The following is a 12,656-nucleotide window of genomic DNA, read 5'->3' as shown; positions in this document are numbered from 1 at the left end:
AGGTCACCACCTGTCCACGAAGGGGTCGGCGAGCTCCCCGCTCAACGCCGCCGACAGCGGGCGGTTGATCCTGGGCAGCAGGTACACGTCATTCAGGCGTTTCAGCGGAACCCACTCGAAGCCCACCTGGATCGGGTCCGGAGGTTCCGGCATGCGCGGCTCGGCGTCGTCCACCTGCTCGGCGAGGAAGTTGAACTGGACCTTCTGTACGTCCCCGAACTCGCCCTGCCACGACTCGGGGACGTACTCGACGACGCACAGCAGACGCCGGGCCACGACCTGGAGGCCGGTCTCCTGTGCGACCTTGCGGTTCACGGCCTGGCGCAGGTCTTCGCCGACCTGGGCCTTGCCTCCCGGGAGGTTGTAGTGGAACCCGGCTTCGTCGTCGTACGACAGCAGCAGGACGGTGCCGTCGCGCACGATCGCCGCCTTCACGGAGACGCTGATCCGAGGCAGCTCGGGCGTCAGAGACACGACAGCGCCTCCGGCTCGCCGACGCGCATCAGGTCGCCGACCTCCGCCAGAGACCCCGCGACGGTGGAGCGGAAGCTCCCTCCGCGCTGGAACTGACGAGCGGCGGTGCGCATACCCGCGAGGGCGGCACGGCTGAGCTGGTTCGCGTAGATGCAGAGGCGGAAGCCAGCCTCGCCGAGTTCGGCGGCGCTCAGGTCGGGGAACGCCGTGGGCACGCTGACCAGCGGCACGCCGTGACTCCACGCACGCCCGATGGTCCGCGCCTGATCACCGGTCGCGTCCTTGGAATGGATGAGCACCGCATCCGCTCCGGCCTCGGCGTATGCCTCGGCGCGGGCCATCGCCGTGGCCATGTCCTCGCCGGCGATCAGGGCCTCGGTGCGGGCCACGACCACGAGGCCGTCACCGGCGACCTTCCGTATACGCCCCACCTGCTCGCACAGAAGGTCCCGGTCGGCGAGGGTCTGCGCCCGGTGGGCAGCGAAGCTGTTGCACTTCGGGTACGCGCTGTCCTCGACACACACCGCAGCGGCTCCGGCGCGCATCAGGTCGTACGCGAACCGCTCCGCCGTGCGCCCCGAGCCGCCCGCGTTGTCAATGTCCACGATGATGGGTAGTTCGGTGACACGGCCTAGCGAGGCGACCACGTCGGACAGGTCCCGGGGGCCCAGGACGTTGGCGTCAGGCAGCCCGGAGGCCGCCGACACCTCCAGACCGCTCACCCAAAGGGCGTCGAAGCCCGCCTCCACCGCGACGTGCGCGGCGAGCGCGTTCACCGCACCGATCGCCAGGAGCGGGTGCTTCCGCTCGCTGTCGGCGAGGGCCTCACGCAGACGCGTCCCCTTCGTGCCGTCAGCCATGGGTCTCTCCTCCTTCCGCGTGGGCGGCGAGCGACGGCACCAGTTGCCGTTCGCGCAGTACGTCCCAGGCTGCGAGCAGCACCTCGGACCGGGGTCGGCGGGCGTCCAGGCGGACCACATCGCCGAGGAGCGGGAACTCGTCGGGCTTCGTGACCACGGCCTCGTAGGTCTCGCGAACCCGGCTCTGGACGTCGTGCACGTCCCAGTCGGCCCGGACGGCGTCGCCCTGGCGGGCCTGCGCCCGGCTCATCGAGGCGTCGGTCTCCAGGTCCAAGACGAGCGTGAGATCGGGGGCGACGGTGAGGTGCGCGGCCAGCGCCTCGTACGTCTCCGACGCCCTCATGCCGTGCTTCACGGCGAAGAAGGCCAGCTCGCTGAGAAGCCAGCGATCCGCGATCACGGGCCGGGCCGGTCGCTGGAGGAGCACGAGGCGATCCAGCGTGGCCCGCTTGTCCGCCGCGATCGCGGACAGGTAGGCGTCACGGTTCCCGGCGTTCGGCTGGTATTTGCCGGTGACGATGGCGGCGGCTTGGTCGACCGCGAGGAAGTTGGTGGTGAGTACGCACAGCGGGGTGACGCCGTAGAGCCCCTCCCAGAGCCGGAACAGCCCCTTGCGCAGCGTCGTCTTGCCGGTGCCGTCGAGCCCCTCGATGACGATGAACGGATAGCGGTGGTTCATTCGACCTGCCCCGCCCCCGTGCCGCCCGCGTACTTGGTGAAGCGGCTCCGCCAGCGGGCCGTGGTGGACACCAGGTCCACCAGCCGCAGCTCCGCCAACTCGTTGATGAGGCGGGGAAGCTCGGGCTCGGCGCAGATGCCGGCCTCGATGGCCCGGCAGTACGCGGCGCGGAGGGCCGGGTCGTCGTCGGAGCCGCGTAGCTCTGCCTCCAGCACCCGCGTGGCCATGCCGTTGGCCACCACGCTCACCGCGGTGTCCAGGGCCTGCTCGTGGAGCGGGGCAGGGTGCGGTTCCAGCGTGATGTGGTGCACCCCGCGGTGGCGGATGACCGCGAAGAAGCCCACCCACCACGCGGCGGCGGCGCTGACGGCGGTCACTGCGTCGGACCAGGCAGCCCTGGACTGCTCCGCGAGGATGTTCTGGGCAGCGGTGTCGGCGGCGCGGTGAAGTGCCCCGCGCCGGTTCCGCGACTCCGTTCCGTGTCGCTGGGGCAGCTCCCACCAGAAGCCGAGCCCGATGTCCTCCATCAGCGCCATAGCGGACTCGTCGCCTGCCGGCAGCGGAGACGGGCGCTGGGCCAGCACGGAGACATCGGCGCCCGGCACGTCCGGCAGCGCGTTCTCCTCGGCGACGGCAGCCCGCCATTCGTCCAGATGGAGATGGAGCCGCTGGGTCAGCAGCCCGTCCGCCAGCGTCTGCCAGGCAAGGGCCAGCGGCGGCGAACCGGGAGGCCGGGGCGGCAGGGTCAAGGAGGTCACAAGTCGGATCCTCACGTCCGGGGAGTCGCGGCACGCGGCTCCGGTCGGTGGTGCTCCACCACGATGGCCGCCACGAAGGCCCACGCCTATGAGCGTTTATGAGCCCTGCCAGCGGAACATGTCCCAGCGGTCGCAGAGCGGGGGAGAATGCCGACCATGGTCGACAGCGGACAGCGGCGGTGCACGCGCTGCGGTGCCCTACTCAGCCGCTTCAACGCCGGCACTCGATGTGCCTCGTGCCAGGCCGGGTCGGCCGCCCGACGAGCCGACCCGGCCTTCTGGCGGGATCCGACGGTCCGGCGAGCCGTGGCCGCGTGGGAACTCGGTACCGTCGTCAAGCTGTTCAGGAAGCACACGGGCCTCTCCCAGGCCGGCGTGGCGCGGATGGTCAGCATCGACCAGGCCGAGGTCAGCAGACTGGAACGCGGTCTCAAACAGATCCGCGACCGACGGCAGTTCGTCCAGTGGACCGATGCGTTGGGAGTTCCGGAGGAGCTGCTCGGGCTCCTGCCCACGGCCGATCCGCACACCCCGGACGCCACGGGCCGCCCGGGAACGGTGGACACCGGAGCCCGTGGGTACGCGGCGCTGCCGGAAGGGCCGGGCCAGCTTCTCTTACCCGCTGGCCGGTCCGTCTCGACGACGGCGCTTCCCGTGCTGACGCTTCCCGCAGCCTCCTTCCTCGGTGACAGTTTGCGACTCGACTCCCGCCCGGAGCTGGATGCCTGGCGCACCATGCCGATGCGCGTGCTCGTCGTCGCGAACCGCACGGTGGACGGAGCGGCAAGGCAGTTCGTCACCGACGCCCGACCGAGCGGCGTACGCGCCACGGCCTCCGAACCGGTCGACATACCCGCCGCGTACGAACTGGACGACCTGACCTACGGCATCCTGTGGGCCGTGTCGGGATTCGAGGCGGCACTACTCGGCGACGACCAGCCCCTGCACACCTCGTTGGCGTCGCTCACCGTTTCCCCAGGCGCGCCGATCGCCGCCGACCAGGGACTGACCGAAGTCTCCCGGATGCTCATCGGCTCGGAGACCGCGGCCCGGTACATCCTGGGCAACCGTGACCACCTGGGTGACGCACCCGTCTTCTGGACCAGGGAACAGCGTGGCGAAGAGGCCGCCACATGGCTGTTCTTCCGGCACAAGTATCGCTACCTCGAACGAACGGCCCCCCGACGTCCGGGCGGCACCAGCGGCCGGGGATTCTGCGTTCCCGAGACGGCAGTCGCCTCCTCGCCGGCCTACGAGCGCGTTCTGCTGTTCCTCGCCATCGCGCTCATGGAGTCCTTCGGCATCCGCACCTGGGTGACCGACGACGGAGGCTTCGCACAGACTGACGGTTTCGCCCTCTCCCCCGGGCGCCGGGCTGTCATCGCCTCTTGGGTACGGACCGAGGGAGCGTCCCACCTCGCGGTCACCGCGCGGCCGGGAGCCCTGCGGACGTTCGCGGATGTGACGGACCACGTCAGCCACCACTCGACCACAGCGGCTGAGCAGGCCGGGCAGCGCCTCGCGGCGACGGCGCAGTATCTCGGCCTCGACGCCTCCTGGCTCGGTCGCAGGTGCGCCCAGTTGTCGGCCGTCGGCACGGAGCGGCTCGCCCGGCCGCGCAGCCGGCTGCTCGGCCTCGAAGGGCTGGAAACCGCCTGCCGGTTCGTGGCCGAGCAGCTGTGATCATCCCGCGTACCCGTACGGAGCCGACCCGATAGCCTGCGTGAACCACTCGTGAGGCCGCGCTCGGCGGCGTCCGGACAGGGGAGCAGGGGATATGACGAAGTCGGTCAGGAACGTGGCGGTCTTCTCCCTCGGCGGCACGATCGCCATGACCACCGATCCCACCACCGGAGGCGTCGTACCCGCGCTCTCGGCCCACGAACTCCTCGCCGCGGTACCCGCCCTGGCCACGAGCGGCATCGAACTCAAAGTCCGAGACTTCCGACGTCTGCCCGGCGCCTCCCTGACCTTCGAGGACCTCACCGCACTATCGGCCGCGATCACGGCGGAGCTTGAGGCCGGGGACGTCGACGGCGTCGTCATCACCCAGGGCACCGACACCATCGAGGAGACTGCCTTCCTCCTCGAGCTTTACCACGGCCACGAGCAGCCAGTCGTCGTCACCGGCGCGATGCGTAACCCCACACTGCCCGGCGCAGACGGCCCGGCCAACATCCATGCCGCCGTCCTGGCTGCCGCCGCCCCCGGCCTGCGGGGCGCCGGCTGCCTCGTCGTACTCGGCGAAGAGATCCACTCGGCCCGGACCGTCCGCAAGTCCCACACCACCAGCCCCGCCGCTTTCACCTCACCAGCAAGCGGCCCGATCGCGCGGGTCGCGGAGAACCGGGTGCGGATGATGGGTGGCCTGCCGTCCCGCGGACCGCTCGTCAGCGCGCCCGACCGTGAGGCGCGCGTCGGGCTCTACACCGTCACCCTCGGCGACGACGGCACCCTGCTCGACCTGTGGGACGGCAACTGCGACGGACTCGTGGTCGCGGCCTTCGGCGTCGGCCACGTCCCGGAGCGCCTCGTCGAAGGGCTCACCAAGCTCGCGTCCCGCATCCCCGTGGTCCTCGCCTCCCGCATCGGCAACGGACCCGTCCTGTCCGACACGTACGGCTTCCCCGGCTCCGAGAAGGACCTCCTCGGGCGAGGACTCATCGGCGCCGGAGACCTCAGCCCGTACCATGCGCGGCTCCTCCTCCACGCCCTGCTTGCCCAGGGCGCCGACGGGGCAACGGTCCGCGAGACCTTCACCACCGCCTCCGCCCGCTGATCCCATCCCGTCAGGAGACACCCGCACATGCGCGCTCACGAGCTGACCGTCGGCCGTACCTTCGGCGTCACCTTCGACCACGGGGAGGACTTCTTCGAGGCGCTGTCCACCTTCTGCCGGGACAACGACGTACGGCAGGGCTACATCCCCTCGTTCATCGGGGCCTTCGCGGAGGCCGAAATCGTGGGTGCCTGCGAGAAGCTCGCGGACCCGGACGCACCGGTCTGGGCGAAGACGTACGTCACCAACGTCGAGGCGTTCGGCGCGGGCACGCTCGCCCATGACCCGGCCACCAGCGGGATACTTCCGCACATCCACGTCTCCGCCGGCTTGAAGGCCCAGTCGGCCGACGGCAGGACTAGCCATCTCCTCAGCGCCAAGGTCCAGTTCCTCAGCGAGCTGCTGATCGTGGAGGTCACGTCGCCCACGATGACCCGGCCCCGAAACCCCGACCTCTACGACGTTCCGCTGCTCACGTTCGGCTGACCGGAAGGAGCAGGCGAAGCCAGGGGTGGTTGGGCGCGATCACCTTGATCGCGTCCGCCAGCCAGGCGCGTGCCGGAGCGTCGAGCAGTGGCAGTACCGCTTCGAAGTCGGTCTCGTCCTTGTCCCGGGTCGCCTTTGCCTTGTAGAAGAGCTGTACCTCGGGCGCGAGATACGGGATGCCCGCCTCGCTCGTTCGCCCGAGCTGGTCGATCGGGAGCCGGATCTCCTGGGTACGCCGCGAGACCCACTGGGTGCCCTCGACCTCGTCCAACATGAGCTGCACCGACCAGGGCGCCTTGGATGTGCGGCGGCACCAGATGTCGTGGAGCGGCGGCCGAAGGACCTCTCCAGGACGCCACGGTCTCAACTCCCCCTGGCCGGGCGGATCCGCCACGTGCAGGTCCCAGTCGGCCAGCAGTTCATGTACGAGGCCCTGGTCACGCCGGAGGACGAGGACGTCGAGATCGCCGTGCGCGCGCAGCTCGCGGCCGACCGCGAGTTCGATCGCGTAGCCACCGGCGATCCACCACGGGAAGTCCGCCTTGGCGAAGACCGTGGCCACATCCTCGGGGCGATCCGGCACCCAGCGTCCCAACACGTCAGCAATCACCCGCCCATACTCCCAGTGACCAGCCGAGCGGAAGCACAGGCCGACGGCGGGTCGGCGGTCGCGCTGGAGTGCCTTGTCGCTCGTTGACCCCTCGCGCTCATAAACGCCCATGAGCATCAGGGGCACCGGCGGCCATCGTTGAGTGCGTGACTCGCGACCGGCCTCGTGACTGGTGCCTGAGCCACGATCCTCCCGGGGCCGCGCGCCCGAAGCCGGGGTGCTTCCTGCGGCCGTACGCCTCTCAGCGGCGTACCTGACGCGCTTCCGCGACCACGTCGCAGCTCCGGGAGACGGCCACCGACGTCACCCACAGGAGGTCCGCCGCCCGATGATCAGCGCGCCGTCCGCCGCTCTCGGCCTCGTGTACCACTGGACCGACCACACCATCAACCCGACCGGAGAAGCCCGCGCGGTTCTGCGACGTGTCCTCAAGGGTCTGGGCCTGTCAGGAGACGTCATCAGCGACGGGGTCCTGGCCGTCTCGGAGCTCGTGGCGAACGCGCACGAGCACGCGCGCGGCCCGTACGAGGTACACCTTCGATCTGCTGCGGGAAGATACATCTGCGAGATCCACGACGGGAATCCTCTTCTTCCTACGGACCTCTACCTGGCTGCCGTGCCCTCGCCGGAAGCCACCGCGTCCGAGGTAGTGAGCGGGCTGCTCACTGAGCGCGGACGGGGCCTGCACATCGTGAACGAGCTGACCCAGGGACAGTGGGGGTTCCAGGTCACGAACTGCGGAACCAAGGCGGCCTGGGTGGTGCTGGCCGAGGCTTCGGCTGCGATGGCTACCCGAGGCGGTCAGACCTGACGAACGTGCCGATGCGGCAGATGCTCCCCGCAAGGTCGTCGAGAAGGTCGGTGATCGCGTAGTGGCGATCACCGATCCCGTCACCCGACACCATGGGTGGCCCTTCAGCCGTCGGCTCTCGGGCAGCGGCGACCGGCGCTTGCGTACCTCCCGTTGAAGCGCGGTGACCCGCTTCATCCCCGTCGATACGATCTTTCCGCCCGTACTCGCCGTGCTGGAGGAGCGGACATGACGCAGCAGAATGCAGACGAGCGGCCGGGCATCGCTGCGGCCATCGTCATCCACAACAACCGCGTGCTCATGGTGCGGCGCCGGGTCAGCGAGGGCCAGCTCTCTTGGCAGTTCCCCGCAGGCGAGGTCGAGCCAGGCGAGGCACGTGAAGACGCCGCCGTGCGCGAAACGAAGGAAGAGATCGGCTTGGACGTGGCCGCTGTCAAGCTCATTGGCGAGCGGATCCACCCGAAGACGGGTCGGCTGATGTCGTACACGGTCTGCAAGGTCGTGGGTGGTACGGCGTACGTCGCGGACACCGAGGAGCTGGCCGAGCTCGCGTGGGTGGCCCTCGCCGAAATCCCCACCTACGTGCCGTACGGGCTCTTCGAGCCGGTGCAGCAGCATCTCGACGCCACGCTGATGTGACTCACCGACCCAGGTCTGGCTGGGAAGCTACCCCTCGCTCCCCCGCGAGCGGAGACGCTCGTTCTCCCTCTCCAGCACGGCTACACGTTGCTCAAGCTCCGCACGGGTCGGCTTCTTTGGAGGCGGAGAAGCCGCTGGCTTCGGAGGAGAGGGCGGTTTACCGGCCAGCCCGATGGGCTCGAAGGCCACGATCCCTGATGGGTCCTTCCCGCACTCCGAGCACTGCTCTGACGACGAGCCGTGCAGCGTGGGCTTACCATTCTCACGATGCCGCCGAGTCTCGACGATGTGGCCGCAATACAGCCGTACACGCCACCGCATGATGTCGTGCTCAGGCGTCTTGCAGCTATGCAGCATGTTCAGCACCTTTTCTACGACAGCACGGCGATCTGCCGCGAGCACAGGGTCTGCCCGCTCTTCGGCCTCCTCCTCAGCGGCGTGCTTCTCCACCCAATGTCTGATGTCCTCCCACTGCTTTTGCTGTCGGTGATCGGCTCGGGTGAGCTGGTAGTCCTCCAGCGGACAGCCGTAGCTCTCGTACTCCACCTCACGCATGGCCGAAACCGTAGCCCTGGCCAGTGGAAGGCTCAGGCAGAGTTCGCTCCCGATCGGCCGTGGTGCCGCCCTGAGCAGAGTTGACGTCCGACGAGCGTGAAACGGCCGTACGCGACCAAGTGGACTCCGTGACCAGTCCGGAGCCCACTTGGCCACAGTCGATCCTCGAAACAAGCAGCGCAGCCGTATGCGATCACGGGAGCTACCCCACCGATGGAGCGCACCGTTCGCTTCGGGACTGCATGCCGCGCTTCAGCTTGTAGTCGATGGGGTTGGATCGGCCCTTGGCCTCTGCGACGACTCAGCCGCCACTGTGCCGTTGCCCGAAGAAGTCGGCGCGGCGCTTGCTCCGGGGATCAACGAGGACTCCGTGCGAACTACCGTAGCGATCAATGTGCATCAGGAAACGCACGGAGAGAAGTTCATCGCCCCGCACGCCACGCCCCCGGATCTCGATCACGAGCGTCCAGAGATACCAGGGGGCACAGCCTTTGCGCAGCCCCACGCGAGCGCGGCCTGTGGGGCAGCCAGCGAGTGTCGGGCTCAGACGTCGGCCGGATCGGGCGCGTCGTCCCACCAGTTCGGCTCTTCGTCCTGAAGTTGGTCCGGGATCTCAGCGGGATGGACGCAGCGACGCATGGCCGTTGCCCCGGTCTCGGGATGAATGGTTTCCTGCAGACCATGGTGGTCGCAGTGGGGACACGCCTCGATGACTTCGCGGTTGTACACCCAACGAATATCTGCGGACAGCCGTCGGAAGCTGCTGAGCGCGAGGGGCGCCTCGTGCCAGCGGGGGACCTCGTACTCAGGAATGGCGTGGTGGAGTTCGATAGCTTTGTCGATCTTCCCGTTCAGGGAAGTCACCGAGGCAGAAGCGGCTTCCGGCGGTCCCATCCGCTGGTTGCGCTCCTTCCAGGCCGCGGCGGAGTCGGCGGCCCGCCACGCGAAACAGATCATCTGTCCAGAGGTATATCCATGTCCGAAACCCTTGCGGATGACGTCCGTGAGTTCTTCCCGCCGTGCCTCCGGGACTTCGGGGTAGTCGTACTTCTTGGTGAGTAGGCCGTTGAGATACGAGGCGACGTTGGCGATTTCCATCTCGTCCGTCAACGAGGTGAAGGCTTCGCGCGCTGCGGCACCCTGTGGGCCAGGCTGAGTCTTGAACCTGTTCGCGATCTCCTTGACGCGCTCCTGAGCGGCTGATCGGTCGCCGATGAGCCTCCACACGACGTCATTGGCGCCGAACGTGATGTCGCCACCGTCCTTGGAGAGGCCGAATGCTCGGGACGGGGCTTCCCGGGAGATGGCGAGCAGGTTCGAGTAGTAGAGCGCCAGCAGGAGTTCCCTGTCCTGTGCGGTGTCGCCGGTCCAACCCATCGGGCCGATACCCGTGATGCTCGGGAGCTGCTTGCCGGGGTTTCGGGTGGCGTAGCTGACCAACGCCACATAGAGGGCCATGGCTCGAGGGTTGTCATCTGGGAGGCGGCTGATGGCCTCGGTCTTCGCCTCCTCGTCCTCGATTGCCTCGCCAACCAGGTGTTTGAATTCTTCGGCCTTCTGCTTCTCGCGCGCCTGCTCGGCACGCTTCTGCTCAGCGGCGAGCTGCTGCCGTTCGGCCTTCTCACGCTTCTGGATTGCCGAGCAGTCGCCGCAGAGGTAGGTGGGGGCTTCGACGTCGAGGTACTTGCCGCCGACCTTGTTGGCCCAGGACCGGTTGGCGACGTTGATCGGTTCGGAGCAGTTCGCGCATAGGGAGCTCAGCAGGATGGCGTGAGAGTGCGCCGTTGCCACCGCTCCGATGTTGCTGGCCACTCCGATGCTGCTGACGGTTCGGGCCCATGTGCCGTCGTCCTTGATCTCCCAGTAGAGGGCACTGATCCGCTGGGCATCTTCGGGAGCATCATGATTGATCACGACGCGGATGCGGGGGGCGCCTTCTGGGTATTCCTGAATGATTGGCTGCGGAGCGGCCGGCTGCTGTTGCGGTTGGTGCTTCTTGGCTCGTTCCCGCTTGCGACGGCGTTCGCGCTTACCCACACGTTCCTCCCCGGTTCATGTCGGGATGGTGACGTACTCGCGCTGCACATGGGCGGGTTTTCGCCGTTCGCGATGGACGCCGAAGGGGACTCTAGACGGGAACTTTCGTTCGAGTGGCGGTGCGTAAGGCGAGATGCTGTTGACAGCGATGCGATCAGTCAAAGCCGCCTTCGGGGGCACTCTGGTGAGCAACCGGTCTGCTTCCGCCTGCCGTTGGTCGCCTGTGTTCGCCATTGATGATGGACTCATCGGTCCGTGATGCGGTCTGTCGGAGTGTCAGTGGGCGTTTCTATGCTGGACGGATGGCCAATGGCGTGTGGCACACCGAGTACGGCATTGAGATCATCCTGACGAAACCCGACCTCGGAGTCGACGGCTACCCCGGTCTGCTCCAAGAGATCATGACCAGCGTCTCTGATCGAAACCCCCAACTGCTGGAGTGCCTTGCACACCACCAGGGAAAGAAATGCGCCTCAGAAGCAGGCGGAAAGTCGCCGTGGATGTTCATCCGGCGTGCTCGCGTCGGCGGGCGCTTCCCTCTGGTGGCCGCGCACCTGCCGATCACCCACAAGGCGACGCCGGCGGAGAGCGCGCAGCACAAGGCAACGAAGGAGCGGATCGTCGAGACTGCTTCGCGATGCGGTCTGAACGCCAAAGCCGAAGTCCCCGCGGGGAACAGGCGGACCGTCTCCGATGCCCTCGTTACAGGCCCCGCGGGCATCCGTATTGGTTGGGAGATCCAGTACCACCACATCAGTCCCAGCAGCGTCCACCGCAGGTCTCGCAACGCCGTGCAGCACGAGATCACGCCCCTGTGGGTGGCGAAGGACCGTACAGCTTCGTTGATCGACCGGGCGCCGTGGGCCCGTGTGGACGACATGCCATGGAAGGACATAACCAACGGCAAGGAGATGGTGATCCGCGGTGGATATCGCTACCTCCAGGTCTGGAAGTGCCTGCCCAGCAGCGATCGCCACTGCCCTCTGTCCGAGGGAGCAGGCCATTGCGACGAGATTCATGCCGAGTGGTTTCTGCCCGCGCTGTGCCAGCCGGAGAAGAAGCCAGTCCATATCGAGGATCTCGTTCTCTCCAGCGCGACAGGGGAGAGTGTTCCCGTCTACGTGCCCAATCGCGGCAGCGGCCGGGCCGGCCGGCACATGTGGGTGCCGGCGGACGACTGCGAGCTGTGGCGGGAGTTGGTCGGGGAGAAGGCGCCGCTTCCCGTCGCGCCGGAACTGGAGGAGGACGACCAGATCACCTTCGCCGACCAGGAGATCGACCGAACGTGCCGCTCTGGGGAAGAGGGCTGGTTCGTCAGCGATGCGCGGCCCATCCGCGATCTCGGGCAACCGACCGGTGGTGTCACCCTGCCGCGGATGCCGCTGCAGCGGTCTGTGAAGCCGACGCTGATCACGTCCGTCGAGCGGGCTGCCGCCTCGGCCGCGCTGGGATGCCCTCCGTGGGAGTTAGGGCTGTGCGCAGGATGCGGTCAGTTGATGCGTCGGCACGGACGTTTTGCGGCCATGTACTGCGCGGTGTGCCGCGCCGAGCTCAACGGCCGATAGCCGAGAAGCCTTTACTTCAGAGGCGGAGCGAGCGCCTGTGGGGCGCTGGACCCTGCTTAGTTGCCTGAGCAATCAGCCGGTTTGCTCCTCACCGTTCAGGTGCCCCATCGCGTACGGGAGCTCGTCCGGGTGCTGAGCCAGCCGCGCCATCATCCAGGCGGTCTGGGCGTCCATCCCCGGCCTGAACTCGGCCACCAGGCGGCGGGCCTGCAATATCGTTCGAGGCGCGAGCACCCAGCGCACGAGGGAGAACTGCACCCGGCCGGTGCCAGCCGCCTTTCCCGCTGACCCGGGCTCATTCTCCGGGGACGGGGCGGCGCCGTCCGGTTCCTGCGATGTTGTGTCGGCCACGCCGCGAGTGTCGTGGCACACCCGGCCTCTACGGAGTCGATCAACCCTGTAA

At 68.0% G+C, this 12,656-nt stretch carries 14 protein-coding genes; 6 read left to right on the top strand and 8 right to left on the bottom strand.

Annotation, left to right across the window (positions count from 1 at the left end; translation table 11 throughout):
* Positions 1 to 3: 3 nt before the first annotated feature.
* Genes WBG99_RS18500 through WBG99_RS18485 form a run of 4 tightly spaced genes read right to left on the bottom strand, consistent with a single transcriptional unit; the run spans position 4 to position 2,771 of the window.
* Entirely contained in the window at positions 4 to 474 is a 471-nt protein-coding gene (locus WBG99_RS18500) for an NUDIX domain-containing protein (protein WP_338897360.1), read from the bottom strand.
* Entirely contained in the window at positions 465 to 1,334 is an 870-nt protein-coding gene (locus tag WBG99_RS18495) for an isocitrate lyase/phosphoenolpyruvate mutase family protein (protein ID WP_283974172.1), read from the bottom strand. The genes WBG99_RS18500 and WBG99_RS18495 overlap by 10 nt, the downstream gene beginning before the upstream one ends.
* Positions 1,327 to 2,013, bottom strand: a complete 687-nt coding sequence (locus WBG99_RS18490) for a dTMP kinase (protein ID WP_338897358.1) — start codon at positions 2,011 to 2,013, stop codon at positions 1,327 to 1,329. Before WBG99_RS18490 ends, WBG99_RS18495 begins: the two co-directional genes overlap by 8 nt.
* On the bottom strand, positions 2,010 to 2,771 hold the full coding sequence (locus WBG99_RS18485) for a hypothetical protein (RefSeq protein WP_338897357.1): 762 nt from the start codon (positions 2,769 to 2,771) through the stop codon (positions 2,010 to 2,012). The genes WBG99_RS18490 and WBG99_RS18485 overlap by 4 nt, the downstream gene beginning before the upstream one ends.
* 306 nt (positions 2,772 to 3,077) lie before the next feature.
* On the opposite strand from WBG99_RS18485, the gene WBG99_RS18480 reads away from it, so the two are divergent.
* The 3 genes from WBG99_RS18480 to WBG99_RS18470 all read left to right on the top strand — a co-directional run bounded on the left by WBG99_RS18480 (position 3,078) and on the right by WBG99_RS18470 (position 6,036).
* A complete protein-coding gene (locus WBG99_RS18480) occupies positions 3,078 to 4,454 on the top strand; it encodes a helix-turn-helix transcriptional regulator (RefSeq protein WP_338897355.1) in 1,377 nt (458 codons plus the stop codon).
* A gap of 94 nt (positions 4,455 to 4,548) precedes the next feature.
* Positions 4,549 to 5,550: an asparaginase gene (locus WBG99_RS18475; RefSeq protein WP_338897354.1), complete on the top strand. Its 1,002-nt coding sequence runs from the start codon at positions 4,549 to 4,551 to the stop codon at positions 5,548 to 5,550.
* 27 nt (positions 5,551 to 5,577) lie between these two features.
* Positions 5,578 to 6,036, top strand: coding sequence for a DUF296 domain-containing protein (locus WBG99_RS18470; protein ID WP_338897353.1), 459 nt, complete (start codon positions 5,578 to 5,580; stop codon positions 6,034 to 6,036).
* Here the strand turns inward: WBG99_RS18470 and WBG99_RS18465 are convergent.
* On the bottom strand, positions 6,023 to 6,763 hold the full coding sequence (locus WBG99_RS18465) for an amino acid transporter (protein ID WP_338900391.1): 741 nt from the start codon (positions 6,761 to 6,763) through the stop codon (positions 6,023 to 6,025). The genes WBG99_RS18470 and WBG99_RS18465 overlap by 14 nt on opposite strands.
* Before the next feature lie 211 nt (positions 6,764 to 6,974).
* Here WBG99_RS18465 and WBG99_RS18460 point away from each other — a divergent pair, with 211 nt between their 5' ends.
* Both WBG99_RS18460 and WBG99_RS18455 read left to right on the top strand, forming a co-directional pair.
* Positions 6,975 to 7,457 carry an ATP-binding protein gene (locus tag WBG99_RS18460; protein WP_338897352.1) on the top strand — a complete coding sequence of 161 codons (483 nt, stop codon included), beginning with the start codon at positions 6,975 to 6,977 and terminating at the stop codon, positions 7,455 to 7,457.
* Between the two features lie 228 nt (positions 7,458 to 7,685).
* Entirely contained in the window at positions 7,686 to 8,096 is a 411-nt protein-coding gene (locus WBG99_RS18455; protein WP_338897351.1) for an NUDIX hydrolase, read from the top strand.
* 27 nt (positions 8,097 to 8,123) lie between these two features.
* Here the strand turns inward: WBG99_RS18455 and WBG99_RS18450 are convergent, their stop codons facing one another.
* Both WBG99_RS18450 and WBG99_RS18445 read right to left on the bottom strand, forming a co-directional pair.
* Positions 8,124 to 8,651, bottom strand: coding sequence for a hypothetical protein (locus WBG99_RS18450; RefSeq protein WP_338897350.1), 528 nt, complete (start codon positions 8,649 to 8,651; stop codon positions 8,124 to 8,126).
* A 543-nt stretch (positions 8,652 to 9,194) separates the two neighbouring features.
* On the bottom strand, positions 9,195 to 10,688 hold the full coding sequence (locus tag WBG99_RS18445; protein ID WP_338897349.1) for a hypothetical protein: 1,494 nt from the start codon (positions 10,686 to 10,688) through the stop codon (positions 9,195 to 9,197).
* 302 nt (positions 10,689 to 10,990) lie between these two features.
* Between WBG99_RS18445 and WBG99_RS18440 the strand changes: the two genes are divergently transcribed.
* On the top strand, positions 10,991 to 12,253 hold the full coding sequence (locus WBG99_RS18440; protein ID WP_338897348.1) for a hypothetical protein: 1,263 nt from the start codon (positions 10,991 to 10,993) through the stop codon (positions 12,251 to 12,253).
* A 72-nt stretch (positions 12,254 to 12,325) separates the two neighbouring features.
* On the opposite strand, the gene WBG99_RS18435 is transcribed toward WBG99_RS18440, so the two are convergent.
* Positions 12,326 to 12,604, bottom strand: a complete 279-nt coding sequence (locus WBG99_RS18435; RefSeq protein ID WP_338897347.1) for a hypothetical protein — start codon at positions 12,602 to 12,604, stop codon at positions 12,326 to 12,328.
* Positions 12,605 to 12,656: the final 52 nt, after the last annotated feature.

Origin of the sequence: Streptomyces sp. TG1A-60, from assembly GCF_037201975.1 — a bacterium.
Lineage (GTDB): Bacteria > Actinomycetota > Actinomycetes > Streptomycetales > Streptomycetaceae > Streptomyces.
The sequence above is the reverse complement of the archived record's forward strand: the minus strand, read 5'-3'. Positions and strand labels throughout refer to the sequence as shown.